Origin of the sequence: Streptomyces sp. NPDC002467 (genome assembly GCF_042889825.1) — a bacterium.
In the GTDB taxonomy this organism is placed as follows: domain Bacteria; phylum Actinomycetota; class Actinomycetes; order Streptomycetales; family Streptomycetaceae; genus Streptomyces.
Genome location: NZ_JBIARJ010000019.1, coordinates 161,054 through 183,532 on the forward strand (window position 1 = coordinate 161,054; position 22,479 = coordinate 183,532).

At 75.2% G+C, this 22,479-nt stretch carries 17 protein-coding genes and 1 tRNA gene; 7 read left to right on the plus strand and 11 right to left on the minus strand.

The window, feature by feature from the left end; genetic code table 11:
- Positions 1-10: 10 nt before the first annotated feature.
- The 5 genes from ACFYYJ_RS32470 to ACFYYJ_RS32490 are packed head-to-tail and all read right to left on the minus strand — an operon-like array spanning position 11 to position 7,811.
- A complete protein-coding gene (locus tag ACFYYJ_RS32470) occupies positions 11-139 on the minus strand; it encodes a hypothetical protein (RefSeq protein ID WP_389137679.1) in 129 nt (42 codons plus the stop codon).
- Positions 136-1,779 (minus strand): hypothetical protein, encoded by a 1,644-nt coding sequence (locus ACFYYJ_RS32475; protein ID WP_389137681.1) that lies wholly within the window; start codon positions 1,777-1,779, stop codon positions 136-138. The genes ACFYYJ_RS32470 and ACFYYJ_RS32475 overlap by 4 nt, the downstream gene beginning before the upstream one ends.
- Complete coding sequence (locus tag ACFYYJ_RS32480) at positions 1,776-4,271, minus strand: GTPase-associated protein 1-related protein (protein WP_389137683.1); 2,496 nt, start codon at positions 4,269-4,271, stop codon at positions 1,776-1,778. The genes ACFYYJ_RS32475 and ACFYYJ_RS32480 overlap by 4 nt, the downstream gene beginning before the upstream one ends.
- Positions 4,268-5,557 (minus strand): hypothetical protein, encoded by a 1,290-nt coding sequence (locus tag ACFYYJ_RS32485; RefSeq protein ID WP_385366017.1) that lies wholly within the window; start codon positions 5,555-5,557, stop codon positions 4,268-4,270. Before ACFYYJ_RS32485 ends, ACFYYJ_RS32480 begins: the two co-directional genes overlap by 4 nt.
- Position 5,558: 1 nt before the next feature.
- On the minus strand, positions 5,559-7,811 hold the full coding sequence (locus ACFYYJ_RS32490) for a hypothetical protein (protein ID WP_389137686.1): 2,253 nt from the start codon (positions 7,809-7,811) through the stop codon (positions 5,559-5,561).
- Positions 7,812-7,997: 186 nt separating this feature from the next.
- On the opposite strand from ACFYYJ_RS32490, the gene ACFYYJ_RS32495 reads away from it, so the two are divergent.
- Complete coding sequence (locus ACFYYJ_RS32495; RefSeq protein WP_389137688.1) at positions 7,998-10,058, plus strand: phosphocholine-specific phospholipase C; 2,061 nt, start codon at positions 7,998-8,000, stop codon at positions 10,056-10,058.
- Here the strand turns inward: ACFYYJ_RS32495 and ACFYYJ_RS32500 are convergent.
- On the minus strand, positions 10,045-10,761 hold the full coding sequence (locus ACFYYJ_RS32500; RefSeq protein WP_389137690.1) for a hypothetical protein: 717 nt from the start codon (positions 10,759-10,761) through the stop codon (positions 10,045-10,047). The two genes, ACFYYJ_RS32495 and ACFYYJ_RS32500, sit on opposite strands and share 14 nt — an antisense overlap.
- 73 nt (positions 10,762-10,834) lie before the next feature.
- On the opposite strand from ACFYYJ_RS32500, the gene ACFYYJ_RS32505 reads away from it, so the two are divergent.
- Positions 10,835-11,590, plus strand: a complete 756-nt coding sequence (locus tag ACFYYJ_RS32505) for an alpha/beta fold hydrolase (protein WP_385366013.1) — start codon at positions 10,835-10,837, stop codon at positions 11,588-11,590.
- A gap of 102 nt (positions 11,591-11,692) precedes the next feature.
- A complete protein-coding gene (locus ACFYYJ_RS32510) occupies positions 11,693-12,091 on the plus strand; it encodes a hypothetical protein (protein ID WP_385366012.1) in 399 nt (132 codons plus the stop codon).
- A gap of 55 nt (positions 12,092-12,146) precedes the next feature.
- Here ACFYYJ_RS32510 and ACFYYJ_RS32515 read toward each other — a convergent pair.
- Together ACFYYJ_RS32515 and ACFYYJ_RS32520 are read right to left on the minus strand one after the other, a co-directional pair.
- Positions 12,147-12,219, minus strand: a tRNA-His gene (locus ACFYYJ_RS32515).
- Positions 12,220-12,293: 74 nt separating this feature from the next.
- Positions 12,294-13,025 (minus strand): hypothetical protein, encoded by a 732-nt coding sequence (locus ACFYYJ_RS32520; protein ID WP_389137692.1) that lies wholly within the window; start codon positions 13,023-13,025, stop codon positions 12,294-12,296.
- Positions 13,026-13,263: 238 nt separating this feature from the next.
- Between ACFYYJ_RS32520 and ACFYYJ_RS32525 the strand changes: the two genes are divergently transcribed.
- Complete coding sequence (locus ACFYYJ_RS32525; protein WP_389137694.1) at positions 13,264-14,115, plus strand: LysR family transcriptional regulator; 852 nt, start codon at positions 13,264-13,266, stop codon at positions 14,113-14,115.
- Positions 14,112-15,251: a M24 family metallopeptidase gene (locus tag ACFYYJ_RS32530; RefSeq protein ID WP_385366551.1), complete on the plus strand. Its 1,140-nt coding sequence runs from the start codon at positions 14,112-14,114 to the stop codon at positions 15,249-15,251. Before ACFYYJ_RS32525 ends, ACFYYJ_RS32530 begins: the two co-directional genes overlap by 4 nt.
- 18 nt (positions 15,252-15,269) lie before the next feature.
- Here the strand turns inward: ACFYYJ_RS32530 and treZ are convergent, their stop codons facing one another.
- Positions 15,270-17,021, minus strand: a complete 1,752-nt coding sequence (gene treZ, locus ACFYYJ_RS32535) for a malto-oligosyltrehalose trehalohydrolase (RefSeq protein WP_389137696.1) — start codon at positions 17,019-17,021, stop codon at positions 15,270-15,272.
- A gap of 111 nt (positions 17,022-17,132) precedes the next feature.
- Here treZ and ACFYYJ_RS32540 point away from each other — a divergent pair, with 111 nt between their 5' ends.
- Positions 17,133-17,699, plus strand: coding sequence for an FHA domain-containing protein (locus ACFYYJ_RS32540; protein WP_385125869.1), 567 nt, complete (start codon positions 17,133-17,135; stop codon positions 17,697-17,699).
- Positions 17,700-17,755: 56 nt separating this feature from the next.
- Complete coding sequence (locus ACFYYJ_RS32545; protein ID WP_389137699.1) at positions 17,756-18,235, plus strand: GNAT family N-acetyltransferase; 480 nt, start codon at positions 17,756-17,758, stop codon at positions 18,233-18,235.
- 7 nt (positions 18,236-18,242) lie between these two features.
- Here the strand turns inward: ACFYYJ_RS32545 and ACFYYJ_RS32550 are convergent, their stop codons facing one another.
- Together ACFYYJ_RS32550 and treY are read right to left on the minus strand one after the other, a co-directional pair.
- Entirely contained in the window at positions 18,243-19,520 is a 1,278-nt protein-coding gene (locus tag ACFYYJ_RS32550; protein ID WP_385366548.1) for a M14 family zinc carboxypeptidase, read from the minus strand.
- 606 nt (positions 19,521-20,126) lie between these two features.
- The gene (treY, locus tag ACFYYJ_RS32555; RefSeq protein ID WP_389137701.1) at positions 20,127-22,400 is read right to left on the minus strand and encodes a malto-oligosyltrehalose synthase; all 2,274 of its coding nucleotides are present in this window, start codon (positions 22,398-22,400) and stop codon (positions 20,127-20,129) included.
- Between the last annotated feature and the right edge of the window lie 79 nt (positions 22,401-22,479).

Below are 22,479 nucleotides of genomic sequence, written 5' to 3' on the forward strand. Positions count from 1 at the left end.
CATGTCTCCTTCAACTCCCGGTCCATTGCGGCACGAACCGCACCAGTGCCACCACCGAGGCGGCGGCCGTCACCACGACCGCCACCACGAACAGGGCCAGCATCCACCGCCGGCCCCTCGCGATCTGCGGTGTAATCATGGGGTCTTGCTCCCTTCCGACGAGATCCGGTTCGCTGCCGGCGCGGCGCCGGGCAGCCCGCCCGCCGTCAACCGCCCGACGCGCAGCCCGCTCCGCGCCAGCAGCCACAGCACGGGCTCCGCGGCCCGCAGCCGCTCGGAGTCGAGCGCTCCCGCCCCGGTCGCCGCGCGGGCGCTCACCGCCCAGTAGCGGGCCGCCGCGAAATCGTGGCGGAAGCTGCGCACCAGGTCGCCCAGGCCGATGTCGTCCAGCCAGGCGTCGACGGGTTCCGCGGGCCGCGGCAGCGAGGTCAGCCGGTCGAGGGTGTCCCGCTTGGTCACCACCGCGGCCACCGCCAGGCGCCCCCGGCGCCCGCTGAGCCCCTGCAGCTCACCGGCCAGCGCCGCGTACGTGTCCACGGGCCCGAGGTCGGCCGGCCGGGCGGCCGCCGCAAGCTCGGGGTCGCCCGCGCGGAGCCCGCGGCGCACGACGGGCGAGGCGAGCACGTCCGCGACGAACAGGACCCCGTCGGCGTGCGCGAGGTAGCCCTGGAGCCGGGTGTTGTCCGCGTCGCGCAGGGACTCGCCCATCGGGTCGTACAGGTAGAGCAGCCTGCGCCGCAGACCCCGCCCCACCAGCAGCATCAGGGCGCGGGGCTGGCCGCCCTGGGTCTTCAGCGTCCACCCCGAATCCTTCAGCTGCATGCCCAGCGCGTTGGCCTCGCGCAGGTCGTCCGGGGAGGCGAACTCGACCTTCAGCGAGGACTGGTGCGACCAGGACCGCAGACCCTCCAGCACGGCCGCCATCAGCATGGTCTTCCCCGCGGAGGTGCCGCCGATCAGCGGCAGGTGCACCACCCGGGTGGTGTCGACCGCCGGGGGCAGCGGGCGGTCGCAGTGCGGGCAGTGCGCCCGCAGCCGCCGCCGCCCCGCCGGCGCGGTGGTCGGCAGCGCCCGCCCGCAGCGGCACTCGTGCCGCCAGGTGCCGAAGCCGCCGGGCCGCAGCTCGCGGTGGGCCGCCCCGCAGCCCGGGCACAGGTGCACGGCCAGCGCGAACGGGCGGTAGCAGCTCGGGTAGGGGCACTTCATGCGTACGCCCCGGGTCAGCTTCCACAGCCGCTCGGCGCCCCGCCCGGCGGCGACGGCGGCGAGGGCCGCGAGGGCGACCAGGACGACCTGCACGGCGAAGACCACGGCGATGCAGAACAGCAGGGCCGAGGCGAGCACCGCGGACAGCACGGCGGCCAGCGCCGTACCGGGGGCGAGCAGCCGGTGCACCAGCCGGCCCAGGGAATTGCCGGACCGCAGGCCGGTCCGGCCGCTGCGGCCCTGCAACTGCCGGTCCCGCACCACCCTGCCGAACCAGTGCCGGGCCAGCAGGTACCAGACCGTGCGGGAGGCGAACAGCCCGGCGTACCAGGAGTCCTGCCACATCTGGGAGGCCCAGTACGCCCGCCGGGCCGGCTCGCCCCCGAGGTACGGGACGACCCGCTGATCGGCGTCCCCGGGCGTCCGCGGCCCGAACGCCCGCCAGGCGGCCACCAGGGCCAGCCCGAGGAACCGCCACAGCCCGTACGCGAGGCACAGGCCGACGGCGACGATCCCGGTGCCGTACAGCAGGCCCCGCAGGACGAGTTCGAGCGTGGGTGAATCGGTGTTCACCACTCCCCACCCCGATTCCCGCCCGCGTCGTCCGGAGCGTCCGAGGCACCCGTACGGGAGGTCCCGCCCGCCCCCGGTCGGGAAGGGGCGGACCGGCGTTTGAAGCGGTCCCGCAGCCGGCCCATCGCCGTCGGACGCTGCCAGGTGCGGAAGTCCTCCGCCCAGCGGCCGCCCAGCCGGGCCAGCGCGTCCTCCACCGAGGACAGCTCCGCCGGTGCCAGCCCCCGTACGACGGGCCGCAGCACCCCTTCGAGCAGGTCGGTGCGGGACTCCTGCCAGACCGGGCCCGCCTGCGGTTGCGAGGACCATGTCGTGAAACAGTCCGCGGCGAACGCGGGCACCAGCCGCAGCCGGGCCGTGACCTCCTCCTCCCGCGCGGCCAGCCGGTACGCGGCCAGCAACTCCACGTCGTCGCTCTCGATCAGGGCCCGCAGCTCGTTCTCCGGCCGGTCCTCGGTCGACAGCAGCCGCGCCGACACCGCCGCGTAAGCCTGCGCCCGCGCCCCCGGCCCCGGGTCCGCCGACCCCAGGTCCAGGGCGCGCCGCACCCAGCCCGGGCCGGCCGTACCCGCCCGCAGGTCCCGCGCCAGCTCCAGCATCAGCAGCGAGGGCCGCAGCGAGGCGGGGATCTCCTCCAGGAAGCGGCTCAGGACCTCCGGCGCCAGCTCGGCCGCCGCCACGTCCCCGGCCGGGGCCCCGGCCGCCGCCCGCACCAGCAACTCCCAGGTTCCGGCCTCCCGGTGGACCTGGGCACCCGTGGCCCCGAGCACCATCGCGGCCTCACCCGCCGCCGGCGGCTCCCCTTCCCACACCAGCCGCATCGCGGTCCGCAGCACCAGCGGCTCCGCGTACAGCGAGACCCCGGACTCGGCGAGCAGCGCGTGCAGCGCCCCGACCCGGTCCGCGGCGGCCGCGACCACCCCCGCCGCCGAAGCGCACATCCGCAGGTGCGGGCGCGCGTCGGCGGCCGTCAGCCGCAGCCCGGTACGGGCGAACAGGTCGCGAGCCGCCGCCGTCTGGCCTGCGGCGAGGGAGTCCAACTGGTCGAGTACGAGGGCCCGCAGCGCCGGCAGCTCCGCGAACGCGGCCCGCACCCCCTCGCCGTACACCGCCTCGGGATCGGCGAGCAGCGCGAGCGCCAACTGCCGGGCCGCGCCCGGCACCAGGTCGGCCGTGTCGGTCCCCAGCACCGAGGCGATCCGCAACAGCCCGGCCCGGTCGGCCGGTGCGGTCTCCGCGGCCGCGAGCGCGGCCCGCAGCTCCGGCTCCAGCGCGGCGGCGAGCCGGGCCCGCGCGGGCCCGCCCAACGCCCCGGCGGACGGCAGCGCCGCGGGCACGGCCGCGCCGCGCACCGCCTCGGCGAGGGCCCGCTCCGCCAGCGGCTCGCACACGGCGGGCGGGGCCCAGCCGTCCAGGGCGACCAGCAGCCGCCCGCACGCCTCGGCCTCGGCCGGATCCCGGTCCCCGCCGGCGGGGACCGCGCCCAGCGCCAGGGCCAGCGCGTGTAGCCGGGCCCCTTCCAGGGCGTCCCGGTGACCGGCGGCCCAGTCCGCGGCGGCGGCCCGGGCCGGGGAGGCCAACGGGATGTCCGCGGCGAGGGCGAGCGCGGCCAGGGGGCCCGCGTCGTACGGATCGGCGCCGAGCAGGCGGACCGCCGCGAACAGCTTCTGGCGCCCCGCCTGCCAGATCCGGGCCGAGGTGTCCGCCCACACGTTCGGGGCCCCGGAGGCGGGGGCCGTCGCACGAGCGACGTCGTACACCCGGTAGCGGTGTTCCTGCCCGGCGAGGCCCGGGCCGTCCTCGGGGACCACGCCGATGATCTGATGCCGGGCCAGCTGCGGGCGCCGGGTGTAGGTGCTGAAGGTGAGCCACTGGCCCCGCTCGTGCGGCACCACGCTGCACGCCAGCATGATCCAGCGGGCCACCGCCTCGCTGTCCGCCTCCACCAGCACGATCTGCGGGGCCGCCGGGTCCTCGCCGAGCCGGCGCACATCGGCGAAGAACCCCGCGAGCCACGGCCCCCGTTCGGTGACGAAGCCGGCCATCGCCGCCTCGTCGTGCGGCCCGGGAACGGGCACGGCCTCCAGCGCGGGCGCGCCGCCCGCCGGCGTTTCCGCGGCCCACTGCTTCGAGCCCCAAGAGGTGATCGGCAGCTCGCCGACGGCCGGACCGGAGCCCGCCTGCTGCGGCAGGTGCACCGCGTGCGCGTGGAAGTTGCCCCAACGGCCGCTGTAGTCGGCGCCCGTGTACACCGAGCGGGCCAGCAGCCGGCTCCCGTCCGCCAGCACGCTCAGGCTCAATGCCTGCGGAAAGGTGGCAAGTTCATCCGGACCCGGCCGGGACGGCGCATCCCTGGGCGGCTCGTAACCGATCAGCTGCTCCGCCTCCCGCAGCAGCGCGGCCGGCACCCCGGGGGTCATGGCCGTGAATCGGAACCCGGAGCCGTCGGGGCCGGGCGGCGCCGAGGTGTAGTGCAGTTGCGCGAGGTTCACGCCTCTCCCTCCGCACCGCCACGACCGCCACCGGTGCGCGCGGCGGCGGAAGCCTGCGGCAGCAGACCCCCGAGCCCCAGCAGCCACAGCAGCGGATCCTCCACGCGCAGCGGCTGCGGACCGGACTTCGGGGCGTCGGCCGGCGCGTGCGCGGGCGGCGGCGAGCCGAGCGCCGACAGGCCGAACAGCGACAGCTGCGCGAAGTCCCGCTCCAACTGCCGCAGCAGGGCGCCCGAGTCCCAGCCGTCGAGCAGCGAGCGCATCTCCTCGTGCACCGCGAGCCGGTCGTCCTCGTCCACCGCGCCGGCCCGGTGCTCGGCGTTGCGCAACAGCGGGGAGTGCGGATCCACCAGCGGCGCGAGGGAGTCCGTCTTGGTCACGGCCACGGCCACCGGGGTGGTGACCCGGCCCCGGGAGGAGCCCCGGCCGCGGGCCCGCAGCTGCGCCGCGAGGTCTCCGGCGATCTGCTGCGGCGGGGTCTCCACGACGGGCAGCGACAGCTCGGAGTCGACCGGCAGCCGGTCGCGCACCGCCCGCATCTGCAGGGGGTCCACCAGCATGATGATCCCGTCGGCGGCGGCCAGGTAGGTCGTGTACCGGTCCATGGCCTCGGCGCTGCCCAGGTCCTCGCCCGCCGCGTCGAAGAACACCAGCGCGGTGTGCCGGCTGCCGTCCCCGCGCAGCCGGCGGCGCAGCGGCAGGCTCAGCCGGTACAGCAGCGGGTCGTTGAAGCCGAGCGCGGCCGGTCGGGTGGCGCCCGGGAGCCGCAGCCGGTCGTAGAGGTCCTCGGCCATCTCCCGGTCACGGCGCTGGGTCTCGCCGCCCATCGGGGTGAGCGAGGCGCCGTAGGCCCGGCCCACCCTGCCGCGCAGTTCGTTGACCAGGACCGAGACGTACGTGCTCTTGCCCGAGCCCTTGGGGCCGAGCAGGGCGATGATCCGGGTGTCCTGGTCGCAGTAGTCGCTCGGGAAGTCGCTGTGGCACCGCCGGCACACCCGCACCGGCGTGGACACCCCGCAGTCGGGGCAGTCCGCGCGGGACCCCCCGCCGCCGAGCGGCAGCTGCCGCGGGATCCGCCCGCCGAACCCGCGCGGGGCGGCGAACACGGGCCCGCGCATCCGCAGCGCGGGCGCCACGCCCGGTCCGATGAACTCGGCCCACGCGGTGTCGAGTTCGGCGGTGCAGGGCGTGCCGCCGCGCACCCCGGTGGGGGACATCTGGCAGCGGTAGGGGAGCTTGGCGGCCGGTGACCGGTCGAAGCAGTAGGGGCAGACGACGGAGGTCAAGTCAGCGCACCACCAGGGAGTGGATCGGGGGCTCTTCGAGCCGGACGGAGGCGGCACGGCCGCCGAGGAGGAAGCCGCGGACGGCGTAGGGACGTCCGGGTGCGACGGCGGGGTCGATCTCGCGCTCCATCGTCCCGGCTGCGGCGAGTTCGTCGCCGGTCAGCCGGTACAGGGTCGTACCGCCGGTGGGGCCGGGCGGGCGCTGCGGGTTGCGGCCGCCGTCGCCACGAGCGACCAGTACGAAGTCGGGGAGGTCCGCGGAGCCGCCGGGCGCCCGCACGGTGACCCGCAGGACGGCGGGCCCCCGGCGCAGGCCCCGCCGGACGCCCGGCAGGAGTGCGTAGGCGATGGCCACGTCGGCGGGCAGCTCGGCCCGCGCGTCGTCGGATCCGGCGGCCAGTACGGACCGCGCGCCGCGCGGCGCCGCGTACGCGACGACGCGCAGGGCGGAGGGCGCGACCGGCAGCCGGAGCCCCTCGCGCAGGAACACGCTGCGGGCCACGGCGTGCTCGGTGACCCGGCCGTCCTGGGTGACGGCGGCGGTGACCGTGCCGGTGCCGCCAGGCCAGTCGAAGGTGAGCCGCACCTCCTCGGGGGAGGTCCGCCGCGCCGCGAGCCCGGTCACCGGCAGCGGCGCCTCGACCGGAACCCCGGGCCCGACCACGACCCGTTCCCCGAGCACGGCGACGGCCGTCACGGTCACGAGCGCGCCGGCGGGCGGCAGCCCGGTCCACGCCCGTTCGCCGCTGATCCGTCCCGCCTCGGCCGGGGTGATCCAGTCCGGCTCGGGCGGAAGGTCGGCGACCCTCAGTTCGGTGCCGACGGCGGGCGGGTCGGCGGGCCATACCGGCAGACGGATCGCGGCGCCCTCCGCGCCGGTCGCGTGGAAGTCCAGTCCGCCGCCCTCCCTGGGCGTCGCCGTCACGGCGCGTACGGGAGGGGGCCACGGGTGGACGGTCGCCGGAGTCGTCACCGGAGCGGACAGGACGGCGTGGTCGGGGCGGCCGTCCGGCGCGGTGTAGCGGGCCCGGACGGTCAGTTCGTAGGCGCCGGGCTCCAGGCAGTCGAAGCGCAGGCTCTGCACGGTCGCGTCCGACACGCGGCGGCTCGTGGGCCCGGTCAGGGTCACCACGGATCCGGTCGTGCCCGCCGGGGCGGTCCAGGAGACCTCGATCCGGCCGTTGCCGTCGGCGACGCGCAGCCCGGTCACCGCCGGGGCGACGGTCACCGGGGCCCCGATCAGCGGCGGGCCGTCCACCGCGCCGTCGGCCCCGAGGGGCAGGGCGACGTGGCGTACGCGCACCCCGATCCCGGTGTCCCGGTCCAGCAGGACGCCGTGGTGGGGCCGCCCCGCCACCTCGGCGAGGGGCGAGCCCGCAGGCTCCCCCTGGGTGAGCCGCACCACGCGCCAGGCCCGGCCCGTGAACAGGCCGGGGGGCCAGCGCACTTCGACGCCGCCGGGGACGAGTACGGATTCCAGCGGGCCCGGATCGCCCGGCTCCGCCCGGTGGGTGCGCACCAGCCCGCGCACCGCGCGCGGGCAGTCACCCGCGAGCCGGGCCGCCTCCTCGTACCGCACGGACGCCCGGTCGGCATCGCCCAGCTCCTCGTGGCGCCGAGCCGTGCCGATCGCGGCGTCGGCGGCCCCGGCCCGGTCGGCCAGCTCGGCGAGCCGGGCCTCCAGGGTCCCGTCCCCGCCGCCCGGGGGCAGCAGGGCCGCCTTCCGGCCGCCGGCGCGCACCCGCCGGCTGCGCCAGTCGTCCTCCAGGCCCTCGGCGGCGGCCCGCTGGCCCGCGTCCAGCCGGGGCCGCGCGGCGGCGGCGTGGACCAGCGCGGCGGTCTCCGCCGGGTCGACGCCCAGACCGGCCGCGGTGGCGGGCAGATGGCCGGCGGGGTGGTCGTGGAGCAGCTGGGCGACCTGGTAGAGCAGGATCCGCCGCAGCGCCGCCGGGTCCTCCTCCTGGATCCCCGCCAGCCGGTCCAGCAGCCACGCCGCCTCGGGCCGGTGCGCGCGCATCCCCCGCAGCACCCGGGCGTTCACGTGCGCCCGCCGGCCGGGCCGCTCGACGCGGAAGACCCCGTCGAGCACGCGTAAGCGGGCGCCGCCGGACATCAGGAGTTCGCCCAAGTGGCTTAAGCCGAGGGTCTGTTGCGCGGAGACGAGTTCCCCGTACCCTCCCACGAGCGGCGAGAGCGGCAGACCGGAGAGCGCGCGGGACAGCCCGAGGGCATGCCCGAAGTCGTTCCCGGCCATCCGTTTCCAAGCCCCCCGTGCACGTGTGTGGGAGGTCATTCCAGCAGATACGAGGGCCGTTCGGGAGAGCTTTCGTTCTCCAGGTGTACGGCGCACCGTCACGAAGTGATCTCCGTCCGGTACCCCGGGGGCGCTGTTCTTGGGGCGCCCCCAGACACCCCCCTCACCCCCAGAGGACGTCACTCCATGACCGAATTCAATCGGCGCAGGTTCCTGCAGATCGCCGGTGGCACCGCCGCCGTCGCGATGCTCAACGAGAGCATCGCCCGCGCGGCCGCCATCTCGGCGCAGGGCACCACGGGTACGATCCAGGACATCGAGCACATCGTCGTCCTCATGCAGGAGAACCGGTCCTTCGACCAGTACTTCGGGACCATGAAGGGCGTTCGCGGCTTCGGCGACCCCCGTCCCGTCCTCCAGGACAACGGCAAGTCCGTCTTCTTCCAGTCCAACGGGACGAAGGACATCCTCCCGTTCAACCCGCAGGTGAACGACCTCGGCATGCAGTTCGTCGAGGGCCTCAACCACGACTGGGCGGGCGGCCACGCCGCGTACAACAACGGCAAGTATGACAAGTGGGTCCCGGCCAAGACGGCCACGACCATGTCGTACATGACCCGGGACAACATCCCGTTCCACTACGCCCTCGCCGACGCGTTCACCGTCTGCGACGCCTACCACTGCTCCTTCATCGGCGCCACGGACCCCAACCGCTACTACATGTGGTCGGGTTACACGGGCAATGACGGCGTGGGCGGCGGCCCGGTCCTCGGCAACCAGGAGGCCGGCTACGGCTGGAAGACCTACCCGGAGCGCCTGGAGGCGGCCGGAGTGTCCTGGAAGGTCTACCAGGACATCGGCGACGGGCTGAACGCGGCCGGTTCCTGGGGCTGGATCAGCGACGCCTTCCGCGGCAACTACGGCGACAACTCGCTGCTGTACTTCAACAACTACCGCAACGCCCAGCCGGGCAGCGCCCTGTACGAGAAGGCCCGCACGGGCACCAACGTCAAGGCGGGCGACGGCTACTTCGACCGCCTGCGCGCGGACGTCACGGCCGGCACCCTCCCGCAGGTCTCCTGGATCGCCGCCCCGGAGGCCTTCAGCGAGCACCCGAACTGGCCCGTCAACTTCGGCGCCTGGTACATCTCCCAGGTCCTGGACGCGCTCACCTCGAACCCGGCGGTCTGGGCGAAGACGGCGCTGTTCATCACCTACGACGAGAACGACGGCTTCTTCGACCACGTCGTCCCGCCGTACCCGCCGGCCTCCTCGGCGTGGGGCCTGTCCACGGCGAGCGTCACCGGCGACCTCTACAACGGGGGCGGCGGCTACGCGGCCGGCCCGTACGGCCTCGGCCCGCGCGTCCCGATGATCGTGGTCTCCCCGTGGAGCAAGGGCGGTTACGTCTGCTCCGAGACCTTCGACCACACCTCGGTGATCCGCTTCATGGAGAAGCGTTTCGGCGTGCAGGAGCCCAACATCTCGCCGTGGCGCCGCGCCGTCTGCGGTGACCTGACCTCGGCCTTCGACTTCAGCAAGGCGGACGCGACCCCCGCGTCGCTCCCGTCGACGGACGCCTACCTCCCGCCGGACCACAACGCGCACCCGTCCTACCACCCGGTCCCGCCGGCCACGGGCACGCTGCCGAAGCAGGAGGCCGGGTCCAAGCCGACCCGCGCGCTGGGCTACAGCCCGTACGTGGACGGCCGCGCCACCACCTCCACCGGCAAGTTCACCCTGACCTTCGCCTCCGGTCCGACCCTCGGCGCCCACTTCCACAGCACCTCGGGCAACCGCACGGACGGCCCCTGGCCCTACACCGTCGAGGCGGGCAAGACCCTCTCCGACACCTGGTCCACGAGCAGCTCCACCGGCAACCAGATCAACCTCACCGTCTGGGGCCCGAACGGCTTCCTGCGCACCTGGAAGGGCCCGGCGAAGAAAGCCGGCCCCGAGGTCACGGCCCGCCACGACGACGCCACCGGGAACCTGAGGCTGACCCTGACCAACTCCGGTTCGGCGGCGGTCAACCTCAAGGTGACCAACTCCTACAACGGAGCGACCCAGACCCTGCGGGTCGCGGCGGGCGGCACGGCCGCGTACACGGCGGACCTGGGCGCGACGGGCCGCTGGTACGACGTCACGGTCGTCTCCGACGCGGACGCCACCTTCCTGCGCCGCTTCGCGGGCCACGTGGAGACGGGCGCCCCGGGCGTCTCCGACCCGGCGCTCAAGACCGTCTGACCCGGTCCTCCGCCGCCCGCAGCAGCCGCCGCTCCAGGACCGGCAGGTCCTTGGGTCGGTGGCTGCGCGCGTGCCGGAGCAGCAGGTCGCGGGCGGTGTCCGGGACCCGGCGGCGCTTGGGGTGGCGGGTGGTGAACTCCTCGCTCGCGAAGAACCGCACGGCACCCTCCAGGCCCACCCGGTCCGTCTCCCGCACCGCCCAGGCCAGCTCGTCGGTCGCCACCCCGGCCAGCAGCCGCTCCGGGCCCCGTTCGGCGAGCAGCCACGCCGCGTCGCGGGGCTCCGCCCGTACGGCACCCAGCCAGCCGAACACCACGGCCGACGGCACCCCGCGCGGCGGCACCGGGTCCTCCCAGCCCCCGGCCAGCGCGCCGGCGTACTCCCGCAGCCCCGCGGGCGCGGCCGCCACCCACCGGGCGCGGTGGCGGGCCGGGATCCCTTCGGGGGAGAGGGGGTCGAGCAGGCGGTTCGACTCGGGGGTGGGGTGCGTGTCCGCGTCGGGATTCCCGCACGAGCAGAATTCGACGCCCTTGGCGGCCGCCGCGGCGGCCCGCCGGCGCCCGATCCGCCGGACGGCCCGCACCTCGCGGATCTCCGCCTGGTCGCTGATCTCGTAGCTCGTGGGGTGGTGGGGGTGGCGGGCCCCGTCGGCCCGCGAGAAGTCCCCCATGACCAGCGGCTTGCGGGGCGGTTTCGTCGGCACGGTGTGATCGTAAGCCGGATGGGCAGACAGTACGGCGTCGGCAGACCCCACCACCGTCACCGAGGGAGAACGCATGGCCATCGCCCACCGCCGGATCGGGACCGGACCCGTACGCGTCATCGTGCTGCACGACTGGTTCGGGACCTCCGCGAACTGGGGCTCCGTACTGGACTACCTGGACCCCGAGGAGTTCTCGTACGCCTTCCTCGACTACCGGGGCTACGGCGAGCGCCGGGACGTGTCCGGCCGCCACACCCTCGCCGAGATCGCCGACGACGTCCTGGAACTGGCCGACCAGCTCGGCTGGGACACCTTCTCCCTCCTCGGCCACTCCATGGGCGGCAAGGCGATCCAGCAGGTCCTGGTCCGCGCCCCCGAGCGGGTCGAGAAGCTCATCGGGCTCACGCCGGTGCCGGCCGCCCCGTACGAGATGGACGACGCGACCCACGCCCTCTTTTATGGTGCCGCCGAGGACCCGGCCAAGCGCCGGACCATCCTCGACCTGGTCACCGGCAACCGCGCGAGCCGCCACTGGCTCGACGGCATGGTCGAGCACTCCCTGAGCATCTCCCGCCCCGAGGCCTTCGCCGGCTACCTCGCGAGCTGGCAGCCGCTCGACCTGTCCTCCGCGGTGAAGGGCAACACCGTTCCGGTGCTGGTCCTGGTAGGGGAGTACGACCTCGCGCTCACCGTCGACGTGATGCGGGCCACGTGGCGGACCTGGTACCCGAACTGCCGGATCGTCACGATCCCGGGCTCCGGCCACTACCCGCCGCACGAGACCCCGGTGGCCTTCGCCACCGAAGTGGAGGCCTTCCTGAGGGCGTGACGTCGGCGGCCTGTCGGCGGCTTGTGGGCGATCTGTTGGCGGCGGCCGCGACAGTGGTCCCACGAGCCCGTCCGGGGCTCCGAGCCGACAGGGGAGACGATCATGTACGAGCAGCTCGTGGAACGCATGCGGGAGTACCTCGACGCCGGGCTTGCGCTGGACGTCGACCGGCTGGACGCGCTGTACGACCCCGGGTTCGAGAACCTGCGCACCGATGAGGCGGGCCGGTCGGTCACGCTCACCAAGGCCCAGTTCATGGCCCGCTTCCGGGCTCTTCGCGAGCAGGGCCGGCGGCTGGGGGACTCCGTGGACGACGTCACGTTCCCCGGCGCGACGGCATGGGGAGACCAGGCGTCGGTGGTCATGCGGAGGGTCGAGGACGGGGTCCCGGCGTTGTACCAGTTCGTGTGGCGGATGGAAGACGGGCGTCCCACGACCCTGATACGCGAGTTCACCTTCGAGAAGGACCTCTCCGCGCTGCTCCGCCTGGTCGAGGCGTAGCGGAAACGCCCGTGAGGGGTACGAGGAAACCTCGTACCCCTCACGGGACCCACAGGGTGAGTGACGGGACTTGAACCCGCGGCCACCTGGACCACAACCAGGTGCTCTACCAACTGAGCTACACCCACCACGAAGGGCGGCGGACCACCCGTTCGACGTGCAAGCACAGCATAGCCGATCGGCGGGGTGGTCCTGCGACCCGTTATTCCGCCGGGGCGGCGGTCCGGCGGGCGGTGGTGGCGTGGGTCACAGCGGCCACGGCGAGGGCCCGGACGATCGGGTGCGGCACCGTGCCGTCCCCGTGCAGTTCCGGCTGGAACAGGGTCGCCAGGAAGAAGGGGTGCCCGGGCAGCTCCGCGATCCGCACCTGCCCGTCCTCGTCGTGCCCCGACAGGCGCAACCCGTGCGCGGCGAGGGTGGGCAGGTGGCGGGGCTCGGGGCCGTAGTTGCAGTGGTAGTGCTCCGTCGAGCGCTCCGCGCCGAGCGCGGACTCGGCGAGCGAGCCGGGCTCGGCGCGCACGAGGCCCTGGTGACCGACGAGCGAGCAGGCGAGCGGGGTGATCAGCGGGTCCGCCGCGTCGGGGTCGTTCTCGGCGTGCGCGGCGTCGGCGAGGCCGCACACCGTGCGGGCGTACTCCAGCAGCGTGTGCTGGAAGCCGCCGCAGGTCCCGAGGAAGGGGATGCCCTCCTCCCGGGCCACCCGGATCGCGGCCAGCACCCCGGACTCGCTGGCGTACGGACTGCCGGGCAGCACCCACACGGCGTCGAAGCCGCGCAGGGTTCCGGCCTCGCCGGTGGGGATCCAGTAGGCGTCGAGCACGAGCCCGTCGCGAGCGGCGAGGGCGTCGAGCAGCAGCGGGATGCGGGTGTGGGACTTCACGTGCGGAGAGCGGTCGCCGACGAGGGCGATCCGCGCGGTCTGTGCGGTGGTCATGGGGATCATCTTGCGGCGGGGGGATACTTCACCGCCAACGATGGTTCCTGCACACCCGATAAGCATTCCTGATGCACCCACCATCCAGCCTCGCCGGCGTTTGAGGCGCGGGGTCCGGGGCGGAGCCCCGGGGAACGGTGGAAGGGCGGGTACGGGACTCGCTCCGCGCAGCGGCACCCCGGCCCGGGGCGCGGGTGTGCACGGTGGGCGCCCCGCAGGGGAGCGGCATGCTGGGGCCATGGATCCGCACCTCCTCCGTACTTTCGTCGCCGTCGTCCGGCTGGGCTCCTTCTCCGCCGCCGCCCGGGACCTCGGCTACACCCAGTCCGCCGTCTCCCAGCACATCGCCGGCCTGGAGGCCGACCTGCGGACCGAGCTGCTCACCCGGCGGCCCGTGGCACCGACCCCCGCGGGGACGCGGCTGCTGGAGCACGCCGGGCCGCTGCTGCTGCGGCTCGACGCCGCGCGGGCCGACGTGCTGCGGCTGGCCGCCGCCCCGCCCGGGCGGGTCACCCTCGCCGCGTCCCCCCTGGCCCTCGGGCCGCGGCTGCTCGCGGCGCTGCCCGCCACCGGGGTCACCCTGAGGGTCGTGCCCCCGGCCGAGGTGCCCGCCGCCGTCGCCACCGGCGGCTGCGACCTGGGACTCGTCGACGGCCCCGCCGCGCCGAGCGACCCGCTGAGGCTGCCCGACGTGGCCCCGCTCACGGTGACCGGCGTCGACGAGGAGGAGGTCGCCGTGCTGCTGCCCGCCGGACACCCCTTCGCCGGCCGGGCCTCCCTGCGACTGGACGACCTCGTCGACGCGCGCTGGCTCGACGCCCCCGACCTGTGCACCCCGCCGATGAACTCCGCCCGCGCGGCCTCCCTGCGCTACGACGGCACCGACCTGCACGGGCTCTGCGCCCTCGCCACCGCAGGTCACGGCCTGGTCCTGCTGCCCCGCCGCGTCGCCGAGGCCGCCGGCTCGGGGGTCGCCGTACCGCTCTCCGCGCCCCGTCTCGTGCACCGTACGGAGCTGCTCACGCCCGGCACGCCGACCGGCGCGGCCGCTGCGCTCGCCGGGCGCCTCACGGCAGGATCGCCCGTATGACACGTGACGCCGCATCCCCGAGCCCGGCACCCTTCACGGCCGACGACTACGCCGCCCGGATGGCCTCCGCCGCGCAGACCGCCGCCGACGCGGGACTCGCCGGGCTGCTCATCGCCCCCGGGCCCGACCTCACCCACCTCACCGGCTACCGCCCCACCGCCGAGACCGAGCGGCTGACCCTCCTCGTCCTGGCCGCCGGGCAGGACCCGGTCCTCGTGGTGCCCGCCCTGGAGGCCCCCGACGCCGCCAAGGCCGCCGGCGCCCCCGCGCTGACCCTGCGGGACTGGGCCGACGGGAAGAACCCGTACGCCGTGACCGCCCCGCTGCTGGACGCCGCCGGCCGCTTCGGAGTCAGCGACAACACCTGGGCCCTGCATCTCCTCGGCCTCCAGCGGGAGCTGCCGGCCGGCTCCTACGTGTCGCTCACCGACGCCCTGCCCATGCTCCGCGCCGTGAAGGACGAACGGGAACTGGAGCGCCTCGCGGCGGCGGGGGAGGCCGCCGACGCCGCCTACGAGCAGATCCTCCACGTCCCCTTCGCGGGCCGCCGCGAGACCGACGTCGCCGAGGACCTCGCCGCCCTGCTGCGCGCCCACGGACACTCCCAGGTCGACTTCACCGTCGTCGGCTCCGGCCCCAACGGCGCCAACCCGCACCACGAGGCCGGCGAACGGGTCATCGAGCGCGGGGACATGGTCGTCCTCGACTTCGGGGGCCTGCGCCACGGCTACGGCTCCGACATCTCGCGCACCGTGCACGTGGGCGAACCGACCCCCGAGGAGCAGCGCGTGCACGACATCGTCCGCGAGGCCCAGCAGGCCGGCTTCGCGGCGGTCCGCCCCGGGGTCTCCTGCCAGGAGGTGGACCGGGCGGCCCGCGCCGTGATCACCGAATTCGGCTACGGGGAACGCTTCATCCACCGCACCGGCCACGGCATCGGCGTCACCACCCACGAACCCCCGTACATGGTCGAGGGCGAGGAGCGGCCCCTCGTCCCCGGCATGTGCTTCTCCGTGGAGCCTGGCGTCTACCTGCCCGGCCGGTTCGGCGTCCGCATCGAGGACATCGTGACCGTCACCGAGGACGGCGGGCGCCGCCTCAACAACGCCCCGCGCGAACTCGCGATCGTCGAATAGGCGAAGGGGCCGCCGGCCTCACGGGCCCAGGACCACCGCCGATTCGCCCGGTACGTGGATCCGCCCGTCCGCGCCGGGGTGTTCGACGGGCTCCCAGGCGGCCAGCACCCGCACCCCGTTGCGGCCCAGCGCGATCGTCACCGGCTCCGGGGACAGGTTCACCGTGACCCGGACGTCCCCGCGCCGGAAGGTGAGCCATCGCCGCTCCTCGTCGTACGCGACCCGGACCGCGGCCAGGTCCGGGTCGCGCAGGTCCGGAAGGGTGCGGCGGAGCGCGACGAGGGTGCGGTACCAGGCCAGCAGACGGGCGTGCGCTCCCTGTCCGGGCTCCGCCCAGTCCAGGCGCGAGCGGTCCCGGGTGGCCGGGTCCTGCGGGTCCGGGATCTCCTCGGCCTTCCAGCCGTGCGCCGCGAACTCCCGCCGCCGGCCCGCCCGTACCGCCTCGGCGAGCTCCGGGTCGGGATGGTCGGTGAAGTACTGCCAGGGCGTCCCGGCCCCCCACTCCTCGCCCATGAACAGCATCGGCACGAACGGCCCGGTCAGCGCCACCGTCGCGGCGCACGCCAGCAGGCCCGGGGAGAGGGAGGCGGAAAGCCGGTCCCCGAGCGCCCGGTTGCCGATCTGGTCGTGGGTCTGGGTGTAGCCGAGGAACCGGTGCGCCGGGGTCCGGCGCCGCTCCACCGGCCGCCCGTGGGTGCGGCCCCGGAAGGAGGACCAGGTGCCGTCGTGGAAGAAGACCCTGGTCATGGTCTTGGCGAGCGCGGCGAGCGGGGACCCGGCGAAGTCGCCGTAGTACGCCTGGGACTCACCGGTCAGCGCGCAGTGCAGGGCGTGGTGGAAGTCGTCGTTCCACTGGGCGTGCAGCCCCAGACCCCCGTCGGCGCGCGGGGTGACGGTGCGCGGGTCGCACCGGTCCGACTCGGCGATCAGGAACAGCGGCCGCCCGGTGTCCGCCGCCAACACGTCCACGGCCGAACCGAGTTCCTCCAGGAAGGTCAGCGCCCGGTCGTCGGCGAGCGCGTGCACCGCGTCCAGCCGCAGCCCGTCGATCCCGTAGTCGCGCAGCCAGGCCAGCGCACTGCCCAGCAGGTACGCGCGGACCTCGTCGGAGCCGGGCGCGTCCAGGTTCACGGCCGCGCCCCACGGGGTGTGGTGCGTGTCGGTGAAGTACGGGCCGAAGGCCGGGAGGTGGTTGCCGGAGGGGCCGAGGTGGTTGTGGACCACGTCCAGCACCACGCCCAACCCGGCCGCGTGCGCCGCCTGCGTGAACCGGGCCAGCCCGGCGGGGCCGCCGTACGGCTCGTGCACCGACCACGGCGCGACCCCGTCGTACCCCCAGCCGTGCCGGCCGGGGAAGGAGCACACCGGCATCAGTTCCACGTGCGTGACGCCGAGGCCGGTGAGGTGGCCGAGCCGGTCGGCGGCGGCGTCGAAGGTGCCCTCGGGGGTGAAGGTGCCGATGTGGAGCTCGTACAGGACGGCGTCCTGGAGCCGGGTGCGGGGCGGCGGGGCCGGCGCGGGGGCGGCGAGCGCCTCGAAGTCGACCACCGCCGACAGCCCGTCGGGGCCGTCCGGCAGCCGCCGGCCCCGGGGATCGGGCCGCGGGACGGTCTCGGCGTCCAGTAGGAACCCGTACCGGTTGCCGTCCCCGGCGGGTGCCTCGACCGTCCACCAGCCGTCACGGCTCGGATCGCGCGTCATGTCGTAGGTCGCGTCGTCGAGTCGCAAGGCGACACGACCTGTCAGTGGTGCCCACACCTCGAACTGCACGGACGGGTCCCCTCGTCTCCGGCGGTGTCCAGCATGCGTATCGTGCCCATCATTCCGGGCGTGGCGGGGGAGTTCTGGACACTCCGCCCCCGACGGGCCGACAATCACCCTGTGACGTCGAGTTTCGAGTTCCCCGCCTACCCCGTGCCGCGGCTCTCCGATGCCGAGCGTGACCGGGCGCTGGGCCAGCTCCGGGAGGGTGCGGCCCTCGGGAAGCTGTCCCACGACACGTTCCTGCGCCGGATGGAACTCGCCCTGGTCGCACGCCGCTCCGAAGACCTCGCCGTCCTCACCGCCGATCTCCAGAGCAGGGCGGGCACCGCCGAAAGCGGATGGACCCGGCGGCTGTTCGGCTGGGTCGGCCGGGCCTCCGCCGTGAGCGTCGGCGTCCGGCGCGCCTGGGCGGCGGAGAAGCTCCCCAAACTGCTGCTCCCGCACCCGAGCTCGGTACCCCTGCGGATCGGCCGCGACCCGGGCAACGGACTGCGGCTCAGCCACGAGACCGTGTCCCGGGTACACGCCGAACTCTGCATGCAGGGCGGGGTGTGGGTGGTGCGCGACCTCGGCTCGACCAACGGGACCACGGTCAACGGGCTCCGCGTCACGGGCTCCGCCCTGGTCCGCGACGGGGACCAGATCAGCTTCGGAAAAATGGCCTTCCGCCTCTCGGCGGGCTAGGCCGTCTCTTCCGGACCTCGCCTGGCCCTCGCTGCCCCTGAGGCAGCATGGGCGCCATGGAACCGCACCGCACCCCCGTCATCCGCCGGGCACGCCCCGCCGACCTGCCGCGTCTGGTCGAGCTGATCCACGAACACGTCGCCTACGAGAAGTCCGCGCCGCGCCCGCCCGGGCTCGCCGAGCGGCTCGGCCCGCAGCTCTTCGCCGAGGACGCCCGGCTGTGGGTGCTCCTCGCCGAGACCCCGGACGGCGAGGTCGCCGGATACTCCGCCTGCTCCGCCGAGTTCGCCTTCTGGGACGGCCGCCACTACCTCCACATGGACTGCCTCTACCTCGCGGAGGGGACCCGGGGCCACGGTCTCGGAGCCGCGCTGATGGACGCCGTGCGGGGCCTGGCCCGTGAGCTCGGTCTCGGGCACGTCGAATGGCAGACCCCCGAATGGAACGAGGGCGCCATCCGCTTCTACGACCGGCTCGGCGCCACCGGCCGGCCCAAGCGCCGGTACGCGCTGCCGACGGACCCGGCCCGAGCCTGAGCACGCGCTACCGCCCGGCCGCCACGAGGCGTTCGTACGCCGCCAGGACCGTACGGGACTGGTGCTCCACCTGCGTGGCCACCGGTACCCAACGGGCCCCGAAACGCGCCGAGAACTCCTCGCACCACCCCGTGACCAGCCGATCCACCCCGGGCGCCGCCGGATGGCCCTGCGCGCGGAGCACCCTCAGCAGCATCGCGGCGGCGCGCAGCGACAGGCGCCGCCCGAAGGCGTCGATGCTGGCGATGTACGCCGCGGTGGCCTCCGCGGGCGCACCGCCACCGGTCCACTCCCCGGCGATCCGGGGAATCAGGGAGAGGGTCCAGTCCACGGCGCGCAGCAGGGCCCCGGCCGTCGCGTCGGTCCCGGCGGCGGCGCCCTCCCGGGCCCGGGCCACGAGATCGGCGTCCGCGGCGAGCCGGCCGGCCAGCAGGCGCAGGGCGCCGCGCGGGTCGGGGTGCGGAGCCGGATCGCCCACCAGGTCGGAGGCCCACATGGGGACTTCGACGATGGCGGTGGTGCCCGCGTACCGGTGCGCGTGGTACCAGGTGCTGAGCCGCGTGTCCTCCGGGTGGAAGGCCCCGGCGGCCTCGCTCCCCGGCTCCGGGATCACGAAGATGCCCGGCCCGGGGGAGGGCCAGCCGGCGGCGTCCGAGGCCCCGTTCTCCACGGGGATGCGCAGCTCGGCGGCCGATTTGCCGAAGGGCTCCGCGAGACCGGGTACGTCCCGCGTGAGCTGCACCCAGGAGCCCCCGAGGTCCGTCGCGTGCAGGGAGACCTGGAGGACGGGACGGAGTTCGTCGATGAGCGCGGTCAGGGCCAGGGTCTCGGGCGGCAGCCGGTCCGGAGGCAGTAAAGACGGCGCCCACTCCGGCTGTTCGGGCCCGGGAGGCCGGTAGAAGCTGCGGTGGTAGTCGAGGAGCGAGTAGGGGCGGGGCGTGCGGTGCAGGGCCGCCCCGTCGGGGTCGGCGCAGAGCAGGAAGTGCCAGCCGCAGCCGGCCCGGGGCGCGGGCTCGCGGAGCAGCCGCCGCGCCAGGGCCAGCGCGGTGGCCCCGCCGACGGGCTCGTTGGCGTGCGCTCCGGCGACGACGAGCACGTTGCGGCCGCGGCCGTGCCCCGTCGGGGCGAGGGACAGCACCCAGAGCGGCTGCCCGGCCCGGGAGGTCCCGGCCCGGCGGATCCGGGCGTCGCCGGGGTGTTCGTCGGCCAGGGCCCGGGCGGTCAGGGCGAGTTCGTGCGGTGTGGGGTAGCGCGTGTCACGGAGGAGGGTCACAAGGGATGCCATGCCCGCCGGGGCGCCCGCCTACTGCTCCCGGGCCCGCGCATTTCCCCGGGTGAAACCCCTGGCCAAGGCCGCCTCCTGTCGTACGCGGGTGCCTTGCCGTCCCCTGGCCGCTACCGCCGCCGGCGGGGTCGCGTGCGCGGTGGCTTGCCCCGGCAGCACGCGGGTGCTCCGCATGCACCCCCGCGCCGTCGGGGTCGGGTGTGCGGCGGGGCGCCCCCGCAGGGCGTCGAACGAACCCCGTTCCACCGCACCGCACCCGGTTCGACGCCCGAGGAGGTGCCCCGGCGCGCGCCCGACCCCGACGGCCCACCCCGCGGCCCGCCCCGGGTGCCGCTGCGCGGAGCCGTCCCCTACCCGCCCTTCCACCGTTCCCCGGGCTCCGCCCGGACCCGCGCCTCAAACGCCGGCGAGGCTGGATGGTGCCCGGCGGGGCTGGATCTTCCAGCCCGTCCGGCGTTTGAGGACCGGGGGTTCGGGGGCGGAGCCCCCGACAACGGCGGGGTCACCAGACGGGCGGCAGTGGCCGAAACCAGCCCCGCCGGCGTTTGAGGCGCGGGCGCGGAGCGCCGTCGGGGGGTACGGGCGGCACGCGGAAGGCATCGGCGGCTAGTCCGTACGGACGAGGGCTGTCGCCGGTCGGGTGGACAGGAGGGCGGACAGGGGCGCCTCGCCCGTGTAGGAAGCGTGCGGGCCCCCGGAGGGCAATGGTGTCCACCGGCCCGGCGGCAGTGGCAGTACCGTGCCGCGCCAGCCACCCGCCCCCGCCAGCCGGTGCGAGAGGCGGGTGGCGACCGCCACCAGACCGGTCGCGCGGGCGAAGGCCAGGCAGTGCTCCGCCGCCGGGCCCCGGGCCGTCAGCGGGGTGTAGCCGGTGAAGAGGTCGGGGCGGGCGCGGCGCAGGCGCAGCAGGGCGGAGGTGAGGGCCAGTTTCTCCTCGGCGGGGCCGACGGCCGCGGCACCCGCGTCGAGCCGGGCCAGCGCCTCCCGCGGGAACACGGCCGGACGCCGGTTGTCGGGGTCGACCAGCGCCCGGTACTCCGTCTCCGCGCCCTGGTAGACCTCCGGCACCCCCGGCATCGTCAGGTGCAGCAGCGCCATCCCGAGCAGGTTGGCCCGGGCCGCCTCCGCCAGCTCCGGCGGAAGGTCGGCGTCGGCCGGGGCGTACCCGGCCACGCCCGCCTCGTACGCCTCGTTCCGCTCGGTCCAACTGGTGTGCAGCCCGGCCTCCCGGACTGCCTTGAGCAGGGCCCCCGCCAGCCGCGGCGCGGCATCCGGGACCGGCCCCAGGCCCAGCGCGGTCTGCCGGGCCACCCACGACAGCTGGGCGTCGGGCCCGCCGCCGGGCGGCTCCGCCGCGGCCGGTGCCTGGGACAGCACGGAGATCCGGGCACGGACGTCCGCGCTGCGCTTCGTGTCGTGCGTGGACAGCACCGTGCCCGAGCCCGGCCAGTCCCGCTCCAGCTCGGCGCAGTACGCGTGGAACTCCGCCACCGGCACCGCCGGCCGCCCGGGATCGCCGCCGACCTCGGTCGCAGACAGCAGCGGCGCGTACCGGTAGAAGGCCCGGTCCTCCAGGGACTTGGCGCGCAGGGCCGCCGAGGTCTGGGCGAAGCGGGCCGCGAAGGCGGGATCCCGCGCCAGCAGCTCCCGTACGCCGTCCACCGCGCCCGCACCCGCCACCGCCGCGGCCCGCTCCAGCGCGGCCGGAGCAGGCTCCGGATCCCCGGGGTACGGCCGGTACACGGGGTAGGCGATGAGCAACTCCCGGACCGCGTCCGCCGACTCGGGCCCGGCCCGGCGCTCCAGCGCCGCCAGCTCGGCGGCCAGGTCGCCGGTCAGCACCTCGCGGGCGCAGGCCCCCGCCATCCGTTCCCAGTCCGGTGTCCCCGTCAATTCCTGGTACAGGGAGGTGAGTTCCGTGATGCCCTTCGGATCCGTGAACACCCCGTCCACCCGGTGCAGCGCGTCGTAGCCGGTGGTCCCGGCCACCGGCCAGCCGGAGGGCAGCCGCTCGTCCCGGGCCAGGATCTTCTCCACCACCACCCAGCAGCCGTCACCCGCCGCCGCCCGCAGTCTGCGCAGGTAGCCCTCCGGGTCCGCGAGCCCGTCGACGTGGTCGATCCGCAGGCCCTGCACGAGCCCGTCCCGGACCAGCTCCAGCACCTTCGCGTGGGTGGCGGTGAACACCTCCGGGTCCTCCACCCGGACCCCGATCAGCTCGGAAATGGTGAAGAAGCGGCGGTAGTTGAGCGAGGTCCGGGCCTCCCGCCACCAGGCCGGCCGGTACCACTGCGCGGCCAGGAGCTCGGCCGGCGCCAGACCGGCGGTCCCCGCCCGCAGCGGGAACTCGTGCTCCCCGCAGCGCAGCACCTCCCCGTCGGCCGCCGGCTCGGCGGACTCCGCCGGTCCCGCGAGCACCGGCAGCAGCAGCTGCCCGCCGCCCGCCTCCCAGTCGATGTCGAACCAGCGCGCGTACGGGGAGTGCGGTCCCTCCCGCAGCACCTCCCACAGGGGCCGGTTCAGTCGCAGCGGCGTCGGCACCGCCATGTGGTTCGGGACGATGTCGAGCACCAGGCCGAGCCCGTGCGCCCGGGCGGCCGCGCCCAGCGAGCGAAGCCCGGCCTCGCCCCCCAGCTCGGCCCGCACCCGGGAGTGGTCGGTGACGTCGTACCCGTGCGCGGAGCCGGGCACGGCCTCCAGCACGGGGGAGAGGTGCAGGTGCGACACACCGAGCGAGGCGAGGTACGGCACGGCCTCCTCGGCCGCCGCGAAGGGGAACTCGGGTCGCAGCTGGAGCCGGTAGGTCGAGGTCGGCGGCGTGGCGGTGGCGGCGTTCCGGGTGCCGGATTCCGATGGGATGTCTGACGGCGGCTGGCTCATGAGAACGTACGTACCCAGCCGGCAGGATTCCGTGCCATGGCCCAATGCATACGGGTGACTGCGCCCGGTTAGCGTGGCT

What these genes read in the sequence shown, in the direction of transcription:
- ACFYYJ_RS32470 (WP_389137679.1), bottom strand. Translation starts at nt 139, where the DNA reads ATGATTACACCGCAGATCGCGAGGGGCCGGCGGTGGATGCTGGCCCTG.
- ACFYYJ_RS32490 (WP_389137686.1), bottom strand. Translation starts at nt 7,811, where the DNA reads ATGGCCGGGAACGACTTCGGGCATGCCCTCGGGCTGTCCCGCGCGCTC.
- ACFYYJ_RS32495 (WP_389137688.1), top strand. Translation starts at nt 7,998, where the DNA reads ATGACCGAATTCAATCGGCGCAGGTTCCTGCAGATCGCCGGTGGCACC.
- ACFYYJ_RS32505 (WP_385366013.1), top strand. Translation starts at nt 10,835, where the DNA reads ATGGCCATCGCCCACCGCCGGATCGGGACCGGACCCGTACGCGTCATC.
- ACFYYJ_RS32510 (WP_385366012.1), top strand. Translation starts at nt 11,693, where the DNA reads ATGTACGAGCAGCTCGTGGAACGCATGCGGGAGTACCTCGACGCCGGG.
- ACFYYJ_RS32520 (WP_389137692.1), bottom strand. Translation starts at nt 13,025, where the DNA reads ATGACCACCGCACAGACCGCGCGGATCGCCCTCGTCGGCGACCGCTCT.
- ACFYYJ_RS32525 (WP_389137694.1), top strand. Translation starts at nt 13,264, where the DNA reads ATGGATCCGCACCTCCTCCGTACTTTCGTCGCCGTCGTCCGGCTGGGC.
- ACFYYJ_RS32530 (WP_385366551.1), top strand. Translation starts at nt 14,112, where the DNA reads ATGACACGTGACGCCGCATCCCCGAGCCCGGCACCCTTCACGGCCGAC.
- ACFYYJ_RS32545 (WP_389137699.1), top strand. Translation starts at nt 17,756, where the DNA reads ATGGAACCGCACCGCACCCCCGTCATCCGCCGGGCACGCCCCGCCGAC.
- ACFYYJ_RS32550 (WP_385366548.1), bottom strand. Translation starts at nt 19,520, where the DNA reads ATGGCATCCCTTGTGACCCTCCTCCGTGACACGCGCTACCCCACACCG.
- treY (WP_389137701.1), bottom strand. Translation starts at nt 22,400, where the DNA reads ATGAGCCAGCCGCCGTCAGACATCCCATCGGAATCCGGCACCCGGAAC.